At 45.2% G+C, this 21,848-nt stretch carries 21 protein-coding genes and 1 pseudogene; 12 read left to right on the top strand and 10 right to left on the bottom strand.

What is annotated here, in order from left to right; translation table 11 throughout:
- Positions 1 to 20: 20 nt before the first annotated feature.
- Positions 21 to 1,718, top strand: coding sequence for a hypothetical protein (locus GC098_RS07075; RefSeq protein WP_171642321.1), 1,698 nt, complete (start codon positions 21 to 23; stop codon positions 1,716 to 1,718).
- Between the two features lie 119 nt (positions 1,719 to 1,837).
- Here the strand turns inward: GC098_RS07075 and GC098_RS07070 are convergent, their stop codons facing one another.
- A complete protein-coding gene (locus tag GC098_RS07070; RefSeq protein ID WP_171642319.1) occupies positions 1,838 to 2,716 on the bottom strand; it encodes a LysR family transcriptional regulator in 879 nt (292 codons plus the stop codon).
- Between the two features lie 110 nt (positions 2,717 to 2,826).
- On the opposite strand from GC098_RS07070, the gene GC098_RS07065 reads away from it, so the two are divergent.
- Positions 2,827 to 3,237: a tautomerase family protein gene (locus GC098_RS07065; protein ID WP_171642317.1), complete on the top strand. Its 411-nt coding sequence runs from the start codon at positions 2,827 to 2,829 to the stop codon at positions 3,235 to 3,237.
- 2 nt (positions 3,238 to 3,239) lie between these two features.
- Positions 3,240 to 3,596: a carboxymuconolactone decarboxylase family protein gene (locus GC098_RS07060; protein WP_171642315.1), complete on the top strand. Its 357-nt coding sequence runs from the start codon at positions 3,240 to 3,242 to the stop codon at positions 3,594 to 3,596.
- A gap of 139 nt (positions 3,597 to 3,735) precedes the next feature.
- Here GC098_RS07060 and GC098_RS07055 read toward each other — a convergent pair whose 3' ends face one another.
- A complete protein-coding gene (locus GC098_RS07055) occupies positions 3,736 to 4,398 on the bottom strand; it encodes a stalk domain-containing protein (protein WP_171642313.1) in 663 nt (220 codons plus the stop codon).
- 239 nt (positions 4,399 to 4,637) lie between these two features.
- On the bottom strand, positions 4,638 to 5,297 hold the full coding sequence (locus tag GC098_RS07050) for a TetR/AcrR family transcriptional regulator (protein WP_171642310.1): 660 nt from the start codon (positions 5,295 to 5,297) through the stop codon (positions 4,638 to 4,640).
- A gap of 280 nt (positions 5,298 to 5,577) precedes the next feature.
- On the opposite strand from GC098_RS07050, the gene GC098_RS07045 reads away from it, so the two are divergent.
- The 6 genes and pseudogenes from GC098_RS07045 to GC098_RS39860 all read left to right on the top strand — a co-directional run bounded on the left by GC098_RS07045 (position 5,578) and on the right by GC098_RS39860 (position 10,213).
- On the top strand, positions 5,578 to 6,429 hold the full coding sequence (locus tag GC098_RS07045) for an SDR family NAD(P)-dependent oxidoreductase (protein WP_171642308.1): 852 nt from the start codon (positions 5,578 to 5,580) through the stop codon (positions 6,427 to 6,429).
- Positions 6,426 to 7,436, top strand: a complete 1,011-nt coding sequence (locus GC098_RS07040; RefSeq protein ID WP_171642306.1) for a zinc-dependent alcohol dehydrogenase family protein — start codon at positions 6,426 to 6,428, stop codon at positions 7,434 to 7,436. Before GC098_RS07045 ends, GC098_RS07040 begins: the two co-directional genes overlap by 4 nt.
- Before the next feature lie 31 nt (positions 7,437 to 7,467).
- Entirely contained in the window at positions 7,468 to 8,631 is a 1,164-nt protein-coding gene (locus GC098_RS07035; protein ID WP_171642304.1) for an SMP-30/gluconolactonase/LRE family protein, read from the top strand.
- Positions 8,632 to 8,655: 24 nt separating this feature from the next.
- Positions 8,656 to 9,444: an SDR family oxidoreductase gene (locus tag GC098_RS07030; RefSeq protein WP_171642302.1), complete on the top strand. Its 789-nt coding sequence runs from the start codon at positions 8,656 to 8,658 to the stop codon at positions 9,442 to 9,444.
- 76 nt (positions 9,445 to 9,520) lie between these two features.
- A pseudogene (locus GC098_RS07025) lies at positions 9,521 to 9,670 on the top strand (DUF2087 domain-containing protein); the annotation flags it as partial.
- Positions 9,671 to 10,093: 423 nt separating this feature from the next.
- Positions 10,094 to 10,213, top strand: a complete 120-nt coding sequence (locus GC098_RS39860) for a strictosidine synthase family protein (RefSeq protein ID WP_246358471.1) — start codon at positions 10,094 to 10,096, stop codon at positions 10,211 to 10,213.
- A gap of 315 nt (positions 10,214 to 10,528) precedes the next feature.
- Here GC098_RS39860 and GC098_RS07015 read toward each other — a convergent pair whose 3' ends face one another.
- The 7 genes from GC098_RS07015 to GC098_RS06985 all read right to left on the bottom strand — a co-directional run bounded on the left by GC098_RS07015 (position 10,529) and on the right by GC098_RS06985 (position 17,095).
- On the bottom strand, positions 10,529 to 10,828 hold the full coding sequence (locus tag GC098_RS07015; RefSeq protein WP_171642299.1) for a hypothetical protein: 300 nt from the start codon (positions 10,826 to 10,828) through the stop codon (positions 10,529 to 10,531).
- 254 nt (positions 10,829 to 11,082) lie between these two features.
- Positions 11,083 to 12,507, bottom strand: a complete 1,425-nt coding sequence (locus tag GC098_RS07010; protein ID WP_171642297.1) for an MFS transporter — start codon at positions 12,505 to 12,507, stop codon at positions 11,083 to 11,085.
- 64 nt (positions 12,508 to 12,571) lie between these two features.
- Positions 12,572 to 13,159: a TetR/AcrR family transcriptional regulator gene (locus GC098_RS07005; protein WP_171642295.1), complete on the bottom strand. Its 588-nt coding sequence runs from the start codon at positions 13,157 to 13,159 to the stop codon at positions 12,572 to 12,574.
- A 106-nt stretch (positions 13,160 to 13,265) separates the two neighbouring features.
- Positions 13,266 to 14,468, bottom strand: coding sequence for an MFS transporter (locus GC098_RS07000; protein ID WP_171642293.1), 1,203 nt, complete (start codon positions 14,466 to 14,468; stop codon positions 13,266 to 13,268).
- Between the two features lie 78 nt (positions 14,469 to 14,546).
- On the bottom strand, positions 14,547 to 15,146 hold the full coding sequence (locus GC098_RS06995; RefSeq protein ID WP_171642291.1) for a TetR/AcrR family transcriptional regulator: 600 nt from the start codon (positions 15,144 to 15,146) through the stop codon (positions 14,547 to 14,549).
- Between the two features lie 125 nt (positions 15,147 to 15,271).
- Positions 15,272 to 16,123 carry an EamA family transporter gene (locus GC098_RS06990; protein ID WP_171642288.1) on the bottom strand — a complete coding sequence of 284 codons (852 nt, stop codon included), beginning with the start codon at positions 16,121 to 16,123 and terminating at the stop codon, positions 15,272 to 15,274.
- 27 nt (positions 16,124 to 16,150) lie between these two features.
- Positions 16,151 to 17,095, bottom strand: coding sequence for a metallophosphoesterase family protein (locus GC098_RS06985; RefSeq protein ID WP_171642286.1), 945 nt, complete (start codon positions 17,093 to 17,095; stop codon positions 16,151 to 16,153).
- Positions 17,096 to 17,387: 292 nt separating this feature from the next.
- Between GC098_RS06985 and GC098_RS06980 the strand changes: the two genes are divergently transcribed.
- The 3 genes from GC098_RS06980 to GC098_RS06970 all read left to right on the top strand — a co-directional run bounded on the left by GC098_RS06980 (position 17,388) and on the right by GC098_RS06970 (position 21,836).
- Positions 17,388 to 19,037 (top strand): DUF4091 domain-containing protein, encoded by a 1,650-nt coding sequence (locus tag GC098_RS06980; RefSeq protein ID WP_171642284.1) that lies wholly within the window; start codon positions 17,388 to 17,390, stop codon positions 19,035 to 19,037.
- A gap of 145 nt (positions 19,038 to 19,182) precedes the next feature.
- Entirely contained in the window at positions 19,183 to 19,956 is a 774-nt protein-coding gene (locus tag GC098_RS06975; RefSeq protein WP_171642282.1) for a DeoR/GlpR family DNA-binding transcription regulator, read from the top strand.
- A 236-nt stretch (positions 19,957 to 20,192) separates the two neighbouring features.
- Positions 20,193 to 21,836, top strand: coding sequence for a type 2 periplasmic-binding domain-containing protein (locus GC098_RS06970; protein ID WP_171642280.1), 1,644 nt, complete (start codon positions 20,193 to 20,195; stop codon positions 21,834 to 21,836).
- Positions 21,837 to 21,848: the final 12 nt, after the last annotated feature.

Here is a 21,848-nt window from a genome sequence, read left to right as displayed (position 1 = left end):
TGGAAGGTGAGGGGATACTTATGAAAAAAACACGCTATTACCCGTTTGAGCGCAATCGGTATTTCTATGGAAAGCTGCTGACAGTAAGGGATTTCGAGTCTGAGCAAAAGTATTTCAACGATAAGCGAAGAATGATGAACCGTTTGCTGCATGGTTCGGGCGTACTTACGGGTCTGCAGGTTGTCGCGGTCGATGAAAAGTCAGTTTCTGTAGAGATGGGAGCTGCGATCGACGCGCTTGGCCGGGAAATTGTCGTGCCTTCTCCGATGACATTGAAGCTATCGATGATGGACGGTTTCAGCAATAATCAGTACGCCAAGAACGTATACCTATGTATTGCCTATGACGAAAAGGAAAAAGAACCCGTTCACGCGGTCGCTAATTCTTCTATTCGTTCCGACGAAATTAATGACTATAATCGTGTGCTGGAAAGCTACCGCTTGTTTATCCGAGAGGATGCGCCTGATCCGGCAGCACTACCTTTGGCTAATTTGTCGGATCAGACAGTCGTTCTTTATCAAGATTCTCAAGTGCGGGTGCTTCAAACAACACCTCGTTATGTGAACCCAGGTCAACTGTTCGAAATGAAGCTGCGCTTCGAGAAGACTCTAAAGGCCGGCAGACTGTCCTTTCAATATGAGCTGGCTGCTGAACGCGTAGAGGCGATTGAAGGAGCAACGATTGTGTTCCAAGAGCCTCAGGACGGGCAAGAGAGCGAGTATGAAATGAAGGTGCTTTTGCGAGCGGATAGTACGACTTCCGTGAAGGGGACGATTGGTGTACAGGTGAGTACGGCCGTTCTGAAGCTGGATGACAGACAGTTGGAGCTGCAGACTCATGCTGTTGGCGAACTGCAGATTATTGGCGAATCCGTGCGGGAACGGTTGATGTCCGACTTCGTGAAACAATCTTTGGAGGCTTCTTTAGAAGCTCCGTCCGAGCCTTGTATTTATTTGGCTAAAATATGCCTTGTTCAAGTGGGACCAACCTATGTCATTGAAAGTGTCGAGCAAGTGCCATTTGGCGAATACGTGTACAATTCCTCGGTTATGTACAGGCTTGCTCAAGCGAACGAATACCGCGAGGAAACATCCGGTCAGTTCGTAACGAAGTCCAAAGTGAAAACCTTGGCGCCAGGACAGCCTCCGGAATTCAAGGTTAACTTCAATAAAGCGATTAGCGAGCTTTCATTCGATTTAAGTATTCCAGCAGGCGGCGGCAGCGGCAGCGGCATTGCGGGGATGCTGAGCGGTGTCGTGGACATTCCGATCGAGCCTTTTACGAAGATTGCTGTGTCCCCATTTGGGAGAGCGACCAAAAGCTTCTTCTCCGGCGAAATCGCACACGGACTTGGCGAGGGCAACGTGCTCATCATCACTAGCTTGGAAGAGAGCAGCGGTGAGGCCTTCTCCGAAATGCTATCCAGCGATGACCGCGTATACGGCGGAGTCTCCGATGTGTTCAAAGGCAGCGAGTTTGAACCCGATGCGCCAGAAGTGAAGATCGGTACGATTGCCTATCCACAAAAAGGCACGTTCCGCATTGGGGTGAAGGTGCAGCAAACTTCGGAGCCGGGGAATGTACGTGTGCGCTGGTGGGCGTATAGCGCGGAAATGGCCAGTACTGCGCGTAGCGGCGCAAGCGGTGGCGTTGATTCACTAGACGAAGCACTGTCGGCTATGAGAGAAGCGGCATCTGCGGGCAGCGGGGCTGAGTAGTAAGGATCCACAAAAAAACAAAATTTATACACGCCAAGTGAGGCGTGTTTTTTTGTCTTTGGTGGAGTCCCCGTAGGAGGGGACCCCCGGAGTTTTCCAAAGGCTTTAGATCAATACGCTTAGATTCGTTGCAGTTCCTCTTTTACATATTGCATTAAAAGATTTTTGGATGATGAAGTATACTCCGTGTTACGTAATTGCAACAGGCCGACCGGGATGGATGAATCCTTCAGTTCGACGTGTATTTTCACGACATTCGGGGGTAACGCCGTGGAATCGAGAACGGCTCCAACGGAAGGAATTCGCTGAACGAACCCGGGAATAGCCGAGATTTGACTCACCGTATATAGAAAAGGAGTTTCGGTGTAATGGGAATATTGCTTAGATAGCCTCAGATAATACAAGCAGGTATTTCCTCCAACGATCATCGGATAGTTAAGCAGTTCTTCAAAGGGTATTATTCCGTTTCTTTCGGCCAAGGGATGGCTGTTCGTTACAATAAAGGAGATGTTCTCGTTATACAGCGGTTCGAAGTGAAAAGAAGAAAGATCGGTAGGCTCTCCGCATATGGCAAAGTCCAATTGATTCTGGAGTACCGCGCGTGACAGGGAGTCGGTGTTCCCATTGACAAAGTGACACGATACTTTGGGTTTATGTTCCCGGAATCGCCGCAGTGAGTTGGGTAGCACATGCTCTATCAACGATTCTAGCCCTCCGACATGCAGGGAGCCGATCTCCTCTCTTTGCAAAGCTTTCGCTTGCTCAGTTACATGGTTCCAGTGCCCAATGAGCTTGTCAATTTCCGCGGCAAAAATTTGTCCAGAAGTTGTTAACTCCGCATCCCATCCTCGCTTGAATAGCTGGATGCCCAATTCCTTCTCCAGTCGCTGGACTTGATTTGTAATCGTAGACTGCGCGTAATTCAATTTCACTGCCGCTCTGGTGAAGTTTCCTTCTTGAATAATGGTTTGAAACGTAGTTAGTTCTTTTAAGTCCATGGTATATATCTCCATCTAATTAATTGAATTAAAATATCATTTTATTCAATTATACAAATAAAGAAGCGGGAAGTACAATTAGGGTATCTCGCTGAAGGAGTGATATAAAAATGCCATTCATCAGAGTAAGCTACATGGAAAATCAATATGGGACACAGCAACTGCCCATGATAAGCCGTGCGATTATGAGCGCTCTAATTCAGCATTTCAATGTGCCGGAAGACGATTACTTTCAAGTGTTCCATTCACACAAAGCAAGCGAGTTTTATTATAGTCGGAATTATTTAGACATAGAGCGAAGTGACGGGCTGCTTTATATTCAAATCACGCTCAAATCCGGAAGAAGCACCGAGCAGAAAATAAGCTTTTACGGAAAGTTAGCCGACCTATTATCAAATACGCTTAACATGAGGAAAGAAGACGTATTCGTCGTACTGGTCGACACGGAATTCGAGGACTGGACATTCGGTAACGGCGTTGCGCAAATGATCGAACGTCCAGACAACAAGGGGGAGGTATAAGAATGAAGCATCGAAAAATTGTATCAAACGCCCGTGAATCGTTTGGGAATATTGCCCCTACTTTCGTGCGCTATTCGGAAGAAGTGCTCTTCGAGGACGTTTGGAGAAGAGAACAATTATCGCTTCGGGAACGCAGTCTCCTTACGATATCAGTGCTAGTCACCGGAGGACTTACAGGGCAGCTTCCTTATCATCTCCGCTTAGCAAAAGAGAACGGTTTGACCGAAGAAGAACTGATCGAAGCGTTGACCCATCTCGCGTTTTATGCCGGATGGCCGCGCGCCGCATCTGCGATTCAAGTTGCGAAGGATGTATTCGAGGAGAACACAGAAAGACGGGATAAAGGGCAGTGTAACTAACCACTGCGGGAGCGCGCATTACTGGCTGTGACGAAATGTATTTTTCATTTGGTATGATGTTATGCAAAAAAAGCACTCATCTACAAGACAAGGTCTTGGTAAATGGTGCTTCATTTTGAACTGCAAATTTTGATTTATATTATTTATAGTAAGAAGTAGTTAAAGGTACAAAAATACCTGATTTATCGTTATTTTCATATGAATAAATGACAGTAACTTCATTTAGTCCAGCCACATTAACTTCGATTGTTTTTAATCCATCATCTATCTTCACTGTGTCTTGTTTAAGTAAAACGCTATTTTTGTCTTGAATTTTTATTTCAACCTCTGAACCTATAGCAGCAACTTGTAAATAAAGTTTTTGATACTTCCCTTTCGGCTCTAATGTGAAATTGGATCCGGAAGATTCTGTATTCTTAATGACTTCCCCATAATCCTTATTTTTATATTTAGTTAAATTCGGGTCTTTAATAGCTTGATAAAAAGTTTGGATAGCATTAACAGGAGTACCCTCGACTTTTTCTCCAAACAAAACACTATTTGATGCAGCATCATAATCTACAGCTACGTTCAGTGAGCTTGCAATAGCTCTTGCAGGTAAATAAGTACTTCCATCGTATGTAATAGGAGTCACTACATTCCCTTGAGCGTCAAGTAACTGAACAGTATTTCCGTTAACCTTTACTTTAATATCGTTGTTCAGATAAGCTTTAATTTCTTGCAAATTAGCTCCTGCGTAAACTCCACCTGCTGCACCAAAAATCATAGAAATCCCTACAATCGAAACTATCATTTTTTTCATAAATATCTCTCCCTGTATCCTTTTTTCCATACATTTCCTTTCTTAATATATATGACAAATAAAGTAAACACAAGTCATGCCCTGGGTAAACGTCAAATAGCCCCCATCTTTCAAATTGGGGGCTATTTGACGTTTACAGAGGAGCATGGCATTTATATCTACCGTTAAAAGTCCCCGGCGAGTATGAATTGTCAGTCAGCATTAGATCAAAATTCGCTCATCCCCTAGGGGATCCCCCTTTAGATGATATGATCTGGCAACAATGATCTGGCAATTAAAGACAACGTTTGCTTGTATACCGCATGGGCCGATTGTACATCTCCCAAGTGTCCTCCCATGTAAAGATGAATAACGCCGTGGAGAGAGGACCAGACTATACGTACAATGGATTCCGTGTCATACTGGGCGGGAATTAGTCCTTGCTCTTGCGCATTGCTGATCACGGTTATTAATTGCCGCATGGCTGTTACGGTGCCATGTACACTTTCCTCGTCCGGTTTGAAATCTGCAAAGGCTCCTCCGAACATCAGCTTATAATAGCTGGAGTAACGCTGCCCGAATTGCCAAAAGGTTTCGCCTAAATTAATCATATGCTGTACTGGATCAGCAGCTTGCGGCGTCGCCTCGAATTCGTTTGCGAGAAGCTTACAACCATCCAGATACAACTGCTGAGCCAAGCCCTCTTTATTAACAAACAAGCTATAAATAATTTTTGTCGAGCAACCCATTTTCTGCGATACTTTACGCACCGTTACGGCTTCCGGCCCCTCTTCTTGCAAGAGCGTTGCCGCAGCATCAACAACGAGCTTGCGGAGATTTTCGGTATTTTGCAAGCGAGCCTCTTGGTAGGTTTTCAACACTCGTGAGTTCGCATTGGAGGAGATATCTTGACCGCTCATAATCATCACCTTCGGTTATCGTGTTTGCATCAGGGAACAAATTTCCTGACTCTCTTGCAAGGAATTTTATACAGTTGTTAAGCAGTTGTCAATGAGACGTTTGATGTTCAAAGAGCATATTGACTTTCTAGAAAAGGCGGGTTACAATCAAACCAATCGGAAACACTGTTACCAAACGGTGCAATGATTCTTATCTTTTTTGGGTAATAGGAGTTACTTATACTCAATAGGTAACAGTGTTTCTATATTATAACATAGTATTTAAAAGGAGACTAACACTATGAAGATTCAAGGAAAATGGACGCTTGTCACTGGAGCTTCTTCCGGTATTGGAGAACAATTCGCGAGACAACTAGCCAAACAAGGCAGCCACTTGGTACTCGTGGCTCGATCAACGAATAAGCTTGAGAGCCTGGCAGAAGAGCTTAGAAAGAAGTATGGCATCAAAGCTGAGGTTATCTCAATGGATCTTGCGAAAGAGGGCGCACCCAGCGAGTTATATCGGCAATGTGAACTTTTGAAAGTGGATATCGAACTGCTAATCAATAATGCAGGCTTTGCTACACATGGTTTGTTCGAGCAAGTGTCAGGTGAGCGTCAACATGAAGAAGTGATGCTCAATGTCGCTGCTGTTGTAGATATGACGCACTTGTTCCTGCCAAACATGTTGCGAAAAAACTCAGGAGCAGTTATTAATGTGGCTTCAACCGCTGGATTTCAACCGCTTCCCTTTATGGCAGTATATGGGGCGACGAAAGCTTTCGTCTTATCGTTTACTCAAGCGTTATGGTGGGAAAACCGCGACCGAGGTATCAAATTCTTCGCACTTTGTCCCGGTTCGACGGACACCAGCTTCTTTAATGTTGTAGGAACGGAAGAAGCCTCTGTCGGAAAGAAAGATACGCCGGAAAGAGTCGTAGAGGTTGCACTTCGTGCTTTGAAGGAAGGGAAAATATATGTTGTTCCGGGTGTGCAGAATTATATCGGGGCGCAGTTATCGCGATTCATAACACGCAAGCAAGGTCTTCGACTTGTTGGAGGCATGCTTCGTCCACGCGGAGGATCCGGCAATACTAATAATTATAAGAATACAGGTAATCAATCTGATCTTGCAGGGAGGACAATTCGATGAAAGCTATACAACTGACAAACGGCTTCGGCTTTGAGGAATTAAACTTAACGGAACTCGACATACCAACGCCAGGCCCCCATGAGGTACTAATCCGCATGAAGGCAGCTTCTCTCAATTACCGGGATCTAGTGATCCTCAGCGGATTAATGCCGATTGAAATCAAATTCCCCTTCATTCCATTATCAGACGGAGCGGGAGAAATTGTAGCCGTTGGCCAAGGAGTAACAAGGTTTCAGGTCGGACACCGAGTAGCGGGTAATTTGCAACAACGATTTTTTGCCGGCAACCCAAGACCGGGTGTATTAGAAGACAGTCTGGGAGGTCCGTTGAACGGAGTAGCGGCTGAATATGTCGTTCTACATGAAGACGGAATTGTCCATATTCCCGATCACCTCACTTGGGAGGAGGCTGCAACCTTGCCGATCGCGGCATTAACCGCATGGAGCATGCTAATCGAATACGGTGGTTTGCAAGCGGGGGATACCGTGCTGCTGCAAGGAACAGGCGGGGTTTCTATCTTCGGGCTTCAATTCGCTCTTATGGCTGGAGCACGAGCGATCATCACATCGAGCAGCAACGACAAGCTGGAACGAGCAAAAGCTCTCGGTGCATGGCAAACGATCAATTATTCGGAAGTTCCCGATTGGGATAAAGCAGTGTTAGAACTGACTGGCGGCGTCGATCATGTTCTAGATGTTGGAGGAGCGGCAACGATGGCCAAATCCATAAATGCGCTTCGAATTGGAGGAACCGTGAGTATGGTCGGGTTCTTATCGGGCTTGACCATTCCGGAATATGATGTCACGGGCATCTTGCAGAAAGCCGCGACTGTTCGTGGCAGTCAAGTCGGCAACCGGGATCACTTTGAAAAGATGAATCGAGCGATTGCCCATCATCGTTTACATCCCTTCGTTGACCGTGTATTCCCTCTGGAGCGAATTGGAGAAGCATTCGCGCTCTTGGCTGAAGGAAAGCAATATTTCGGTAAAATCGTAGTCCAAATTTAATTCTCACATAAAAGACACAGGAGGCACTCTAATGCCAAATACACAAGTTCGCTCCGTTAAATCTACTGAAGGCGTGAATCGTCCGAAAGGCTCACCGCGTAAAATAGTACGCAGATTTTTGTTATCACTACTTACGTTGCTCGTTCTCGGAATGATCGTTTTCTTGCTTATTCCTTCACCGATCGAACCGGCAAAATGGTCCGCGCCGACGGCCCCCTCTTTTGAGGAATCGGGCCCTTGGAAACAGAACAACAAACTCAGCTCTGCTCAGCTTGTTACTGATGCCCCTAAATCCCCGGAATTCATTACCTTCGATAAGGAAGGCCAGCTATACACAGGAGATTCTGACGGGAAAATTTACAAGGTTGCTTTCGATGCAGAGGGCAATCCACAAAAGGCCCAAGTGTTTGCAGACACCAAAGGAACGCCTAATGGGCTTATATTCGATGCCAATGGCAATTTGATCGTTACTGATGTCAAGAAGGGACTGCTATCTATAAACCCATCCGGGAGCATAGAGGTATTGGCCGATCAAGTGGACGGCAAGCCGATCTATTTAGCTAACGAGCTTGATATTGCCAAGGACGGCGCAATTTATTTCTCCGATACCTCGAACTATGGCAGCGTGACCTTCAAGGAAATTGCCGAGAACAAGCCGCATGGACGTTTGCTGAAGTATGATCCAAAGACCAAGCAGACGACTATCCTGTTAGAGGGGCTCTATTTTGCAAACGGGGTTGCCTTGTCTGTGGATGAAGATTTTGTGCTTGTGGCGGAATCCTATCATTATCAGTTGACCAGATACTGGCTCAAGGGTCCAAAGAAAGGGACATCTGATATTTTTGCGGACAATCTCGCAGGCTTTCCAGACAACATTACGCGTGATGAGCAAGGTCATTTCTGGGTCGGTATCTTCACGACTCGCCTTTCCTTTGTAGATCAGATGCATAGCAACCCTTGGTTGGCCAGTACCATGGCCAAAATACCGCAGTCGCTGCTAAGCGGTGCAAGCGCACCGGTGAAGCATGGGCTTGCTGTGGAGCTCAGCCCGCAGGGAGAGCTTATCGGAAGCTGGCACGATCCAGAAGGCACACTGTACGGCATAACTACAGCAATAAAACATAACGGATATTTATATATAGGAACGGCACCTGGAGGTAGCCTGGGCCTTCATCGCGTGCTTTTAACAAAATAATGTTGGAATCCGGGAGGGTGCGAAATGAAACTGGATGATTTAGCGTTATCATGGAATGCGAAGGAGAGTCTGGCCGGCAAAGTAGCCTTGGTGACAGGCGCCAGCAGCGGCATTGGAGCATCGATTGCTAGGAAGCTGGCAAAGCGCGGCGCACATGTGACCGTAGTGGCACGCCGGCGGGAACGATTGGATGAGCTGGTTCATGAATTGCATAAAGAGGAATTGTACGAGGTTATGGCGGTAACTGCTGATATTCAAAATGCTGAAGAAGTACAGCATGTGGTCAATGCAATTATTAATCGCTGGGGGCGTCTTGACATTGTAGTCGCCAATGCCGGATTCGGATATCGAAGTACTTTGGTAGATGTGGATCTGGAAAGGTGGGAGGAGATGTACAGGACCAATGTGCACGGTCTTATGCTGACACTGCGGTATGGGCTCCACCCGATGCTGGGTCAGGGTAAGGGAGATGTCATTATCATCTCCTCGATTGCCGGCAAGGAAGTGATTGCCGGAGGAGGCCCATACAGCGCGACTAAATACGGCGTTAACGCCATAGCGTCTGCATTGCGTTTGGAGACACTTTCTCAGGGGATTCGCATTACTACGATTCAGCCGGGGGCGGTGGCAACGGAATTTTCTCAGGTGGCCGGGTATTCCGAGGATGAAATCCGCGCGTTTGCTTCGAACGTCTTGCCGTTACATCCCGATGATGTTGCCGAGGCAGCACTCTATGCACTAGAGCAGCCTGAGCATGTCAACATTTCGGAACTTACCATTATGCCTTCAAGGCAAGCGCAGCGGTTCAAATAAAGCGACGTCCATCACATGTACCATTGCCCAACCTATAAGAGCTCAAGCGAGTTAACGCTTGGGCTTTTGTTTTTCGAAAGAAATCAATGATTTTATTAAGAATTTCCATGAAGATTTTGCAACGATTCGAAGGGAATTTATTATGCACCAATTCATGTTTAGGGAAAACCAAATATACGAATTAAACCCACAAGAGATGTGGGCAAGGTGGGAGATTCTGTCGTGACGAATATAGTCATCCTAGGGGTGGTTCACGGCTCTTGGACAAGTAATCCGTGTTGATGAAATTAAGGGGCGAACCTAAAAATGCTAAACCCCAGTTAGAACATCTACTCGGCTAATCATCTTGTGAATCAAATCCCAAAGGATTCCTAGTTGTGTACGTTTAGGTCGGCAAATCATTTTCATTTGTAAATATGCCCTGTGCCACTGAAAGGAACGCTTGAACTGCTGGGGAAACACATTGAATCGATGGATAAGCTAATGCCACACGACGCCAATTCAATTGCTTAAGATTACCAATTTTAATTTTTGGCTGGTTTTTGAGAAACAATTCAGGCCCGATTGTAATGCCAAGTCCTTCTTGTAGGTCTTGTACGTCAATTGTTTTTTCTTCTTGAAATCGATGTCCTTCGGGAAAGGTGATCCAATGACCAAACAGACGACAGTCCTATTAGAAGGTCTCTATTTTGCGAACGGGGTTGCCTTGTCTGCGGATGAAGATTACGTGCTTGTGGCGGAATCGTATCATTATCGGAAGCTGGCATGATCCGGAAGGCTCATTATTTGGCGTAACTACGGCTGCAAGCCATAACGGATATTTATATATTGGAACGGCACCTGGAGGGGACGAATCATTTTATATACTTAGCTACAAATTTAGTGATTAATAGGGATGGCAGAAATAAAGCTACCATAAAAATAAGCAGCAATACATTAATAAAGGGTGATATCCCTTCATCGAAAAAGAAAGTATACGTCCACTTAAAACCGGTGAACAACAGCAAATATGTGAATATAAAGAAAATGGTTAATAGGATATTCCTCATGTTTCTTAAGACCATCCTTTTGTTTACTGCTTAATTTAAGGCTGTTCCATTTGATAATCAACGGGTTTCTCATTTAAGTACATTTCAATTTTTTCGGGTGGGGAATCTAAAGTAATTATGAAAAGTGACTCTGATTTCATGTACTGCTCGTCAGATGCTATTTTATCTTTCAAATAGATAGATAGAGTCCCATCTTTCTGATCTAATTTAATTGTTCTGTAGTCGTAGTTAAGGTCTTTTTTGGAGAAAATGAGGTAGCGTATCTTCTCTGTTGGATCCTTATGTTCATTCATTTTTCTAATATAAATACCATTTTCTTGTGATTTAGTTTGCACCCATGTTTGTAGACTTGTATCAAGATCAGATCGTTCAACATTCTTAGAAGTTATTTGTTCATTTGAGCATCCAATCAATAGAAAGAAACAAATGGAACTGAAAATTCTGATCAAAAAAGTCATATTTTCTCCCGTATGTTAGTCATAACTTAACAGTTTGTGCTTTGTGTTCTAGCATATTGTCATACCCAAAATTTGTCAACGCAATCAAAAAGGCCCATGCAACTGCGCATGGGCCTTTTTGATTCTGTCGTTTAGTTATAACTATTCAATAAAGCAGCTGCCTCAGACTCCTTCAAGACCAAAGCTTTCTTTTGCATCTTTCTGCCAAAAGAAAGATAGTAAATTGCTAGAATAACCAGTTGCAATGCGGCTATAACCAAACAGATATTGCTGAAAATAAAGCCAGATGAATAGCTGTAAAAGGGGTTCCAGTTTGTAATGCCTTGGGATCCAAGATCAACAATTTTACTGTATACGCCAATAGCGATCCCTTGCGAAATAAAGTTGACCATCGCCAGCATGCCCATCCCAACGCCAACTTGTTCCTTAGGCAGGGTTCTTGAAACCGAGTTGGATAACGCAATGACAATGAAAGATTGCCCGACGTTGCCGAGAATCAGAAAAACAGCAATGAGCAGGGGAGAACCTCCGGTAAAAGTGGAGAGTAAAATAAAACAAGCCAGCAGTAGGCTTGAAGCCACATATACGACGAACGAGTTGCCTTTTAGATCCGCGAGTCTACCGCCTCTACGTCCAAATACAGCAGAAGCAACAGCTGCAGGGACCATCGCGAAACCGATCCAAACGGATGGCAACTTCTGAATATTTGCTAATAGCAGAGGACTGAGTACATAGAGTGAGCAGCAAGTGCCGCTGATGAGGAATGAAATGGTTAGTCCGAGTGTGTACTTTTTATTTCGAAAGAGTTTTGGGGCAATAAAGGGCTCCCCAGCCGTGCAAATTCGAGCAATGAATAACCCTAAAGCGAGTAAGCCACCTAACAAAAGCCAGATTCCCTTCGTAACACTCAGTAGAAATAAGGCTATGGTGATGGCCAACAGACTACCGCCAATCCAGTCAAATTTCCCTGTTGTCCCAGGCTGTTCATTTCCTAAATATTTGCGGTAAAAAGGGAGTGTCGCCAAAATAAGCAAAGGTACAGCGAATAACCAGCGCCAGTGTACCGTGCTAACGATTAATGCAGCGACAACAGGCCCGAGTGCATTGCCAAAAGCCAATCCTACCGCGGTCATACCAAGAGCTGCGCCTCTACGCTCCGGAGCGAAATAACGCAAGGGTATGATCATCGCAATTGCGGGAATAACTGCAGCTCCGGATGCTTGCAGACATCGGCCGACTAGCGCCATTCCGAATGTTTGTGAGGTCAGCCCGATAAGAGACCCGGCCGTAAATAATAGGAGTCCGAAGGTTACCAAACTTTTCAGCTTATAGCTGTCTGCCAGCTTTCCGTAGGTGACTGCGCCGATCGCGTAGATCAGAATGTAGGCAGAAGAAAGCCAGCTAACCTGGGAAATCGTAAGGGAGAAATCTTCACTAATCTTAGGTAAAACGATGTTGAACATGATGCCGCTCATCATGGATATAATCAAGGTGAACATCAAAATGCGCATTAATTTGTCGCCGACTTGCTGAGGTTTTTGAGTTTGGGTAGTCATGCGTTACCACATCCTTATTAAAATTTGACTGTCAGTACTGACTGACATTTGGTCTATAAAAAAACTAGGGTTGTAAGGCCCTAGCAAAAATCTTTACGCTCTCTTGAATAAATGGCTCCAACGAAATGGTTGAGTAATTTTTATGACTATCGAGATCGTTCATGAACGCACCGAAATTCATCATCATAAAGGAGAAGGCGTGCATCTCCGGATTCGCGGGATTCATTTTGCCTTTCTCGGACATCGTGATGAAATAATTCGTTAAGATTTCCAGCAATTGCAGAGGATGCTTATGCGTACGCTCGCGGAATCCGGGCAGTTGGCCTTCTTCTTTGAGACTGATCTGGATCAATTTGCGATTACGGTTCATAATCTCATGGTAGGTTTTACTGACCAGAAGCAGATCCTTCTCCAGATCCCACACGAGCTTTTCACTAAACAGCTTCTTCATCTCTTCGGCATAATGATAGCGGTCAAATGCGGCTTCGAGAAGCTTCTGTTTACTGCCGAATTGGCGAAACAATGTCTTCTCACTAAGACCTGCTTCCGTGGCAATTTCAAGGGTGGTTACCCCATTGTAGCCTTTAGCCGCGATCAAATTGAGTGCCGCTAAGAGAAGTCTATCGCTGCTTCCAAGCTTGCTGCTGTCCATATGATCCCTCTTCCACAACAATGTCAGTACTCACTGACATCATAATATGCTGGATAAGGAATAAAGTCAATACATGTATATCCTGTTGTAAGATCTTTCTGTATAATTATGCATTTTCACAGGCAGCTTGCATGCCTCTTCCGGCCTGTAACGATAAGACGAAGCATAGAATGAGAACGAAGGCTGCGGCTGCGTACGGATAATTAATGTTCATATCGAACAGAAAGCCTGCGATGACAGGTCCGGCGATATTCCCGAGACTTGTGAAAGCCGAGTTCAGGCCTGCCACATACCCTTGCTGCTCATGTGCCATTTTGGACATCTGAGTGCCGATTGCCGGTCGTAAAATGTCGATGGACAAAAACACGATGAAAGTAACCGTGATAATCAAAAAGTAGCTGTTCACAAAAAGCGTTAACAATACGAACAGACCTGCAATGATCAAACAGAAGGAGATGACTCGCTTCTCTCCAAACCGATTTAATATCCATCCGAAAATGGTTACTTGCACCACAGCGCCAGCTATGGATCCGAACGTGATGATAATAGCGATGTCTTTCGGTGTGAAGCCGAATTTATGATCGACGAAAAGTCCGAATATCTGTTCATAGTTCGACAGACCGAAGGACATGACAAACACAATGATCAAGCTCAAGAAGTAAGGCTCTCGGTAGGAATGTACCAGCTGCGTAATAAGACTTTGTTTCTTCATTAGGACAGGCGTGGAGCTTGTGAGTTTCTCTGCTGTTCTTGATTCAGGCAGAACAAGAAATGTAAGGACAGCAGCAATAGCGCCGGCGACCGCAGCCGAGTAGAAGGGGACACGAATCCCATATTCAGCTAGAAACCCACCTATGCCGGGACCAATAATAAACCCCGTTGTGATTGCAGCATTAATGAATCCCATACCTTTACCTCTCTCTTCGACAGAGGTAACATCTGCTGCATAGGCCATCACCGCAGGCATAATGAGCGCCGCGCCGATTCCTCCAAGCATTCGAGAAACGAACATGAGTAGAGGAGTGCTAGCGGCACCGAAGAGCCACTCTGAGAGGGCGAACAGAATCATGCCAGCCACAATAATCCTTTTCCGACCAAGAGAATCGGATAACCTGCCGGCTAAAGGTGAAAAGATAAGCTGGGTGAGTGAGAAAGAGGCAACTAGCAATCCCATCAGACTTCCGCTTACATGAAGCTCCGTCATATAGGTGGGCATAATGGGAACGACAAGACCGACGCCTGTAAAGACGAGAAATATATTAAATATGAGGAGCAGGACAGCCCCTCTGTTTCTTAGTAGTAAAGGCATTCGAAGGCCCTCCAAAGTTTTGTAATGGGTTTAAAACAAACAATACTGAACGTTCGTTTTGTATTAATCCGAAGGGGACTATCTCTTTTCTTGAGCAATCCCATAAAGAAAGACATGAATTGTTGTTTTATATAAAGCGAGCGCATCCTCCAAATTGGTTCTTCGAGACATCTGACTAAGCCCAATAATCAAGCTTTCTAGAATAATAGCCAGACTTTCCACATCATTTTGCTTAAATTCACCGTTATCAATTCCTTGTTGGAACAACTTTTCGTTGAACTTAAGATGTCCAGTGATCATCGCCGTAATTCGTTCTTCGACTTCAGTAGCATTTTCCTGATTGCTGAAAAATTCATCAGCTGCTTTGGTAAGAGGATGGTTTAAGTCTTCACGAACAAGCTGCTCTGCAAGCCCGTACAGTTTATCTGTTGTTGTTGGGTAGAGCGCCTCTTTTAGGCTCCATTTATGCTCCCAATCCCGTTCCCATTCATCAAGTAAATAGAGAAACAAGCCTTCCTTGCTCTTAAAATGATAATAAATGTTCCCCTTGCTGCTCGCGGTTGCCTCCACAATATCTTCAATGGAAGTGGCTTTGTACCCTTTTTGAACAAACAGGGCTCTTGCAGCGTCGGCAACACGTTTTTTGGTCTGCTCGCTTTGCAACTGCTTTTTGTTCATATGTCTCGACTCCGATTCAATTGAGTATTAGAACGCCTTATTGAATTGAATACATTAATAATACTGAACGTTCGTTCTGTATCTTAACAAAAAAAGTGGCGTGAAGCAAGGGGAGTACCCCTTGTTTAGCCAAAAAAGCTAATGATCAGAATGCCGATCAAGATAAGAACCGAGCAAATAATTCTTAGTGTGCCTTGCTTTTCTTTGAGTACAACAATGCCCAGAATTGTAGCAAAGACAGTGCCAATCTCACGAATTGGTGAGATATGGGCGACAGGGGCATATTTCATGGCGATCAAAAATAACAAATAAGATCCTGGATTGAGGATAGCACCCAGTAAAATGATCTTGGCGTTCAGCTTCCACTCGACGCGAAGTTGTTTAGAAGCGAGTACTATTGGCGTCAGTGCAGCCATGAAACCGATATTCGTAACCTCTAATAAAGAGATAGCTGAGACATGCTGAAGATTGATGCGATCAACAAAAACGTAGCATGTCGTACATAGGCCGACACTAAGGGCCATAAGGAATGGTTTGACAGTTCCGGCGGATGCCTTTTTACGGGTGAAAATACCGCTAAGCCAAATGAAACCGAAGACCATGCAGAGCAGACCTATCCAACCGTATATCGATAAGGATTCACGAAGGAACAAGACGCTGCCAATGGGAATGAAGAGCGTGCTGGTGCCTCGCATAATCGGATACACCTGGGAGAGGTCGCCCATATTGTAAGTGCGTGCCAACAACAGGGAGTAGACGCTTTGCAAACACGCAGATAAAAGTAAGAATCCGTAGGCTTGTAGGGATAAAGGGTTAAGCCATAGTTCTCTGATTAAATAAGGAAGAAGTCCGATTGTGGTTACCATCATGATGGACCATAGGAAGACGCTTTTATTCTGGCTTCTTTTGGTGAATAAGCTCCAGACCGCGTGCGTAAGACCTGAAGCTACGACTAGCAAAATTGAAACAATAAACAAACGATCATCTCCAAACCTTGAGAGAAGTTAAACGTTGGGGTTGTGTTCGGGTTGATCGATGATTACCGTGCCGTCAGCCAGTCGCAGCCAGGATTCGAAAGAACGCTCGCCTTCGCGGAGTCGAATCATTCTGGCACCACGAGGGAAGTCTTCTTTGCCATAGGTATTGTAACCTGTTGCTCTTCCATAGCAGAGACGTACTCCGTGAAGCTCGCCCCAATAATCGTTGACGTGGTCATGGCCGCAGAAGGTTCCCATGACATCGCCCATTTCTACCATGGCTGTAAATAGTCCTGAATTGACGGGAGAGCAGCAGACATTTTCAAACTTGTTGCCGTAGCAGGTCTCATTGTCCCAAACTTGTTTATACTCTGGAAGCGGGATGTGAAAGAAAGCCAAGGCAGGGTATGCCTGCTCCCCGATGCTCGATTGGAGCTTACGGGATTCCTCCCTGTACCAGTCGATCTGATTGCTGCGAATCCAATCATAACCTTGGATATGCGGCAGCACAGAGCGATCCCCGGAATCAAAGAAGTACAGAGCAGCAGCGGTTTGACCATCTGGACCGGAAATGGATAATGTATAATTGCCAACACCGTTAATTTCTTCTGGTCCACGCTGGGTAACGGTATGGGAATGCTCCAGCACTGTATTCATAAGTTCTTCTCTAGTGATGGTAGCTTCTGTATCGTGGTTGCCGAACACAACGGCCCATGGAATACCGCGAGATTCGGCCGTGTGAACGGCATCGCGAAACGCTTGGTGCGGATGCTTGCAAACAGGTTCACCGGATGCCCCTGTATAAATGACGTCGCCAGTAAATACGACAAGGTCAGGATGCTCAGTGTCTAGCACTTCTTCCATTAGACGACGTGTTTGCTGATCTTCATCCTCACCATTTTCCCAATGTAAATCGGTGAACTGGACGATGGTAAAAGTTCGATCTTCGCGAAAGGCAAGCGGATGCTGCACGATAAATGTCCCCCTATAAGTTGTATTTTTGTAGTATTCATGTTGTTTCTTTATGATATAATGTTGTTTGTTGGCTATTGTATCGCTGGTTTGCACTGCTGTCAATGAAGAAATTTTTTGATAAAATGATTGAAAGCAAGAATGAAACCGTTTTCGACTGTAGTGCTCGGGGGGACGGTTTTTTTCACAAAAAAGAGCGATTAAGCAAGAAATGCCGATATACGGTACGGAGTAACAACCTTATCTTTATAATCAAACAACATATTAAATGTAAGTAAGAGGAGACTACATCATGTCTGATAAAAAGATTGAATTACGATGTTTGAATTCTTTGGCTAAAGTAATCGCTCATAGTGAACTGGATTCCCGTTATTTCCTTGAACGAGCAACAACATTCAGCAATGAGATTTTCTCTTTTCAGGTAGCCTATCGATCGGAGCAGCTTGTCAAAGGGATACGAGTCACAATCGAGTCACTACTTTCCGATTCAATTACGGTTAGAAAAGTAGGGTTGGTGCCAAGTGAATTAGCATGTTATGGCGATCATGATGATTATGTCATCAGTGATCAACCGGGACTGTATCCTGATCCGTTGATGCCTTTGGATGTCCATGGTGAGGTGGCTTTACCTGGGAGCTGGAGCTCTCTATGGATAACGGTGGATCTCAAAAATCAACATTGTGAGGGTGTGTATCCAATTGATGTGATTTTGCTATCTGCTGATGGCAATCGGATGGGTTCAGAACGCATCGATTTGCAAGTACTAAGCGGTTCTTTGCCCAAGCAAAGGTTGATTCGAACCGAATGGTTTCATACGGATTGTTTGGCCAACCATTACAATGTGAATGTCTTCAGCGAAGAGCATTGGACACTTATTGAGCAATATGTTCAAACTGCTGTCAAACAAGGAATCAATATGATTTTAACACCATTATTCACGCCTCCATTGGATACAGAAGTTGGTGGTGAGCGGACTACTGTGCAGTTGGTTGAAGTAGAGCGGGATGAGAATGGGTACCGATTTGATTTTCGCTTACTGGAGAGATGGATAGCACTTGGAGAACGCTGCGGGGTTGAATATTATGAGTTTTCTCATTTATTTACGCAATGGGGGGCACAGTTTGCTCCCAAAATCATGGCAACGGATAAGGGGCAGCTGAAGCGAATATTTGGATGGGAAACAGATGCAACTGGAGAAGAATATGGCCAGTTCCTAGAGGCGTTTTTACCTGAATTGGATCAGTTTATCAAAAAGCAGGGCATTCAGGCTCGCGTATTTTTCCACGTTTCGGACGAACCGACCTTGGACAATTTGGAATCGTATCGAGCAGCAAGTAGCCGGTTGAGCCAGTTCCTTCAAGGCTATCCTACGTTCGATGCACTTTCGGACTATGAATTTTACGGGCATGGCCTTGTGAACACGCCAGTGGTGGCCAACAATCATATCGATTCCTTTATTAGCCGCGGCGTGGATAACCTCTGGACTTATTATTGCTGTGCGCAGTACAAAAAAGTGTCGAATCGATTCTTTGCCTTTCCTTCGGAGAGAAATCGGATCATTGGATTCCAGTTATATAAATTTGATATACGAGGATTTTTACATTGGGGGTATAACTTCTGGTACTCGCAATATGCGCGTAAAATGGTGAATCCATTTGTCCAAACGGATGCAGATCGAGCTTTTCCATCTGGGGATGCCTTTCTTGTATATCCAGGAGAAACGGGACCCGTCGAATCTATTCGAATGGTTGTATTTTATGAAGCTTTGCAAGATGTAAGGGCGCTTGAAATGTTAGAAGGTTTGATTGGTCGCGAGAAAACGATTGCTATGATGGAAGAAGATCTTGCTGTGCCATTAACATTCGGCGATTATCCGCATGAACCCGACTGGATTATCAAGAAGCGTGAGCAGATCAATCAACTTATTGCTTCGCTAGCTTAAGGATGAAGCCGTTCCGTTGACATCGTAAGCGCCACCTTATAAACTGGATGAAAACAACAGGAAACATCACCATGTGGATATCATCGGTCAATAGCTGATGCTTACGATGCCAGTTTTCCTTACGGAAAACTCTTAGGAGGCCATTATGTCATTAACATACGAAGATCGCAGGATGACCATCCTGAACCATTTGGAGATGGAAGGGAAAGTGCAGGTGCATCACCTGTCTGAGATGCTTAACGTCTCTACGGAAACGGTGCGGCGGGACTTAGATCGGCTAGAGAAGGAAGGCAAGCTTCGCAAAGTGTACGGAGGCGCTGTCAAAATGCGCATGGAGCTTGTTGAGCCTCCCTTTCTCAAGCGGACCCAAATGATGAAGTCAGAGAAAACAGCGATCGGCAAGCTGGCTGCCTCTTTGGTCCAAGACGGTGAAACGATCATGCTGGATAACGGCACCACGACGATTGAAATTTTGCCATACCTGAAGGATCGTCTGAGTGTAACCTTGATTACCCATTCGGTCCCGATTCTCAATCTGGCCATGGAAACGTTCCGGGGAAGAATTATCTTCGCAGGCGGGGAAGTGAACGTCGAGTATCAAGCTGCAACAGGCTCATTGACGGATCAGATGCTGGATCAATTTAAAGTGAACAAAGCGTTTATCTCGGTTGGAGGCATCTCACTCGTGGACGGGATTACCGACTTCCATTTGGCTGAAGCCATCATTTCGCGAAAAATGATGCAGCGAGCCGAGGAATCCATTCTGGTAGCGGATCATTCCAAATTCGGTATGTCTACGTTCGCCAAAGTATCCAAGCTCGAGGAAATCTCGATGCTCATTACCGATCCGGGCTGCTCGAAGGAATGGATCGATAAGATTGAGGCGCTCGGCATTGAAGTGCTGATCAGCGACAAATAGGAAAATCGCCACCAACCGGCTCTCATAGCGGCGAAAGGGCGATTTTTTCTTTGCAAATAAGGGCATTCTCAAAAAAAGAGGATGGTACAAAAAGAAGCGACGTCTATTCCTAAGAAAACAATACGATTGAATAATCGACGATATACGACATGAGCAAGCGTGAGATATGCTTCTTTCACAGGGCGAATCCGCTTCACGGCGTTAGCGCCGGACTACGAGATAAGGGGAGTGTTTCCATGAAAAGAAGACCTCAATTAAAAGTACTGCCAATCGCGGCAACCATTCTTGCTCTAACGCTTGCAACCGCTTGTGGAAATGCTGGATCTACAAAAGATGCTGCTAAGGGCAGCACAGTGCCAGCCGCAACTGCTTCTAATGAACCCGTGAAGGTGACATTATGGACACCGATGAATCCGAATGCCAAAGCAGTCGTCAAAAGCTTGAACGAGCTGCCTATGGTGAAAGAGTGGGCCAAGAAGACAAACGTAACGTTTGACTTCCAACATTCTTCTGGAAACACACCGCAAGATGATGTTCAGCAATACGGTGTCATGGTTGCTTCTAATAATCTGCCGGATTCGATGCTGTGGAATTGGAACAGTGTGCAGGGCGGAACATCCAAAATGTTCAAAGACGGCACAATTATTAAACTGAATGATTTAATTGAAAAAAATGCGCCGAATTTGAAGAAAATCATGGACGCTAACCCTCAGATCGCCAAACAGATCAAGGCGGATAACGGTGATATTTACGCGATGCCTCACTTGAAGGTAGGTCAATATGGCCAGTACAAAACATTCAGCGGCATGGTCATTCGTCAGGATTGGCTGGATGAGCTTGGACTGAAATCGCCGGAAACGATGGATGAGTGGGAAACAGTGCTCAAAGCGTTCAAAGAGAAGAAAGGCGCTATTCCTTTCACATTGAACAAATCCTATCCGATGTCATTTGCTGACTTCGCAGGCGCATACGGTGTTACGGGCATGTCGACGATTGCCAATGCGAGCAGCTTCTATATCGATAACGGCAAAGTGAAATTCGGACCTGCTCAGCCAGAGTTCAAGCAATATTTGACGACGATGCAAAAATGGTACAAGGAAGGTCTGATCGATCCGGATTTCGCTTCCAATGATTCCAAAACGATGGATGCAAAAGTGACTTCCGGCAAAGCGGGAGCGTTCTACGGTTTCATCGGCGGAAGCATCGGTACGTATACACCGGCGCTGCAGAAGACAGACCCGAAAGCGAAGCTTTCTGCTGTCCAATATCCCGTTTTGAAAAAGGGCGACGAGCCTAAATTTGTGCAAGCGTCATGGGAATACGACAACATCGGAACGGTTATTACGAGTGCGAACAAGCATGCTGCAGAAACGGTAAAAGCCTTGGATTATCTGTATAGCGAAGAGGGCGCAATGCTCAAAAACTTCGGTATCGAAGGTCAAACGTACACGAAAGTAGACGGTCAACCGAAGTACACGGACCTGATTTTGAAAAATCCGGACAATCTGCCAATCAGTCAAGCGATGGCTAAATATTTTATCGCCAATTACGGCTTCTCCGGTTTGGATGATGACCGTTACAACGATCAGTACTATCAATTGCCGGCACAAAAAGATGCTGTAAAACTATACGCGAAATATGCGAATAATGCCTACAAAGTGATGCTGCCGCCTGTGGTTCTGTCTACGGATGAAGCGAAAGAATCTGCAAAAATCTTGAACGATGTGAGCACGCTGTTGACAGAGCAAATCACCAAAATTGTGATGGGTGCCGCAAAAGTTGAAGATTATGACAAAACAGTAGAGCAAGTGAAAAAGATGAATATGGACCGTGCTGTGGAGATCTACCAAGCGGCAACGGATCGTTACAACAAACGTTAAAAAAGTTCGAGG

This window comes from Paenibacillus phytorum, assembly GCF_013141715.1.
Lineage (GTDB): Bacteria > Bacillota > Bacilli > Paenibacillales > NBRC-103111 > Paenibacillus_E > Paenibacillus_E phytorum.
Note: the sequence above shows the minus strand (reverse complement) of the source record. Positions and strands in the feature narration are given on the sequence as shown.

Bases quoted from the DNA above. Each gene is read 5' to 3' on its own strand.
- GC098_RS07055 (WP_171642313.1), bottom strand. From the start codon at position 4,398: ATGAAAAAAATGATAGTTTCGATTGTAGGGATTTCTATGATTTTTGGT.
- GC098_RS07065 (WP_171642317.1), top strand. From the start codon at position 2,827: ATGCCATTCATCAGAGTAAGCTACATGGAAAATCAATATGGGACACAG.
- GC098_RS06975 (WP_171642282.1), top strand. From the start codon at position 19,183: ATGTCATTAACATACGAAGATCGCAGGATGACCATCCTGAACCATTTG.
- GC098_RS07035 (WP_171642304.1), top strand. From the start codon at position 7,468: ATGCCAAATACACAAGTTCGCTCCGTTAAATCTACTGAAGGCGTGAAT.
- GC098_RS07010 (WP_171642297.1), bottom strand. From the start codon at position 12,507: ATGACTACCCAAACTCAAAAACCTCAGCAAGTCGGCGACAAATTAATG.
- GC098_RS07050 (WP_171642310.1), bottom strand. From the start codon at position 5,297: ATGAGCGGTCAAGATATCTCCTCCAATGCGAACTCACGAGTGTTGAAA.
- GC098_RS07060 (WP_171642315.1), top strand. From the start codon at position 3,240: ATGAAGCATCGAAAAATTGTATCAAACGCCCGTGAATCGTTTGGGAAT.
- GC098_RS39860 (WP_246358471.1), top strand. From the start codon at position 10,094: ATGACCAAACAGACGACAGTCCTATTAGAAGGTCTCTATTTTGCGAAC.
- GC098_RS07075 (WP_171642321.1), top strand. From the start codon at position 21: ATGAAAAAAACACGCTATTACCCGTTTGAGCGCAATCGGTATTTCTAT.
- GC098_RS07005 (WP_171642295.1), bottom strand. From the start codon at position 13,159: ATGGACAGCAGCAAGCTTGGAAGCAGCGATAGACTTCTCTTAGCGGCA.
- GC098_RS07045 (WP_171642308.1), top strand. From the start codon at position 5,578: ATGAAGATTCAAGGAAAATGGACGCTTGTCACTGGAGCTTCTTCCGGT.
- GC098_RS07070 (WP_171642319.1), bottom strand. From the start codon at position 2,716: ATGGACTTAAAAGAACTAACTACGTTTCAAACCATTATTCAAGAAGGA.
- GC098_RS07000 (WP_171642293.1), bottom strand. From the start codon at position 14,468: ATGCCTTTACTACTAAGAAACAGAGGGGCTGTCCTGCTCCTCATATTT.
- GC098_RS07040 (WP_171642306.1), top strand. From the start codon at position 6,426: ATGAAAGCTATACAACTGACAAACGGCTTCGGCTTTGAGGAATTAAAC.
- GC098_RS06995 (WP_171642291.1), bottom strand. From the start codon at position 15,146: ATGAACAAAAAGCAGTTGCAAAGCGAGCAGACCAAAAAACGTGTTGCC.
- GC098_RS06970 (WP_171642280.1), top strand. From the start codon at position 20,193: ATGAAAAGAAGACCTCAATTAAAAGTACTGCCAATCGCGGCAACCATT.
- GC098_RS07030 (WP_171642302.1), top strand. From the start codon at position 8,656: ATGAAACTGGATGATTTAGCGTTATCATGGAATGCGAAGGAGAGTCTG.
- GC098_RS06980 (WP_171642284.1), top strand. From the start codon at position 17,388: ATGTCTGATAAAAAGATTGAATTACGATGTTTGAATTCTTTGGCTAAA.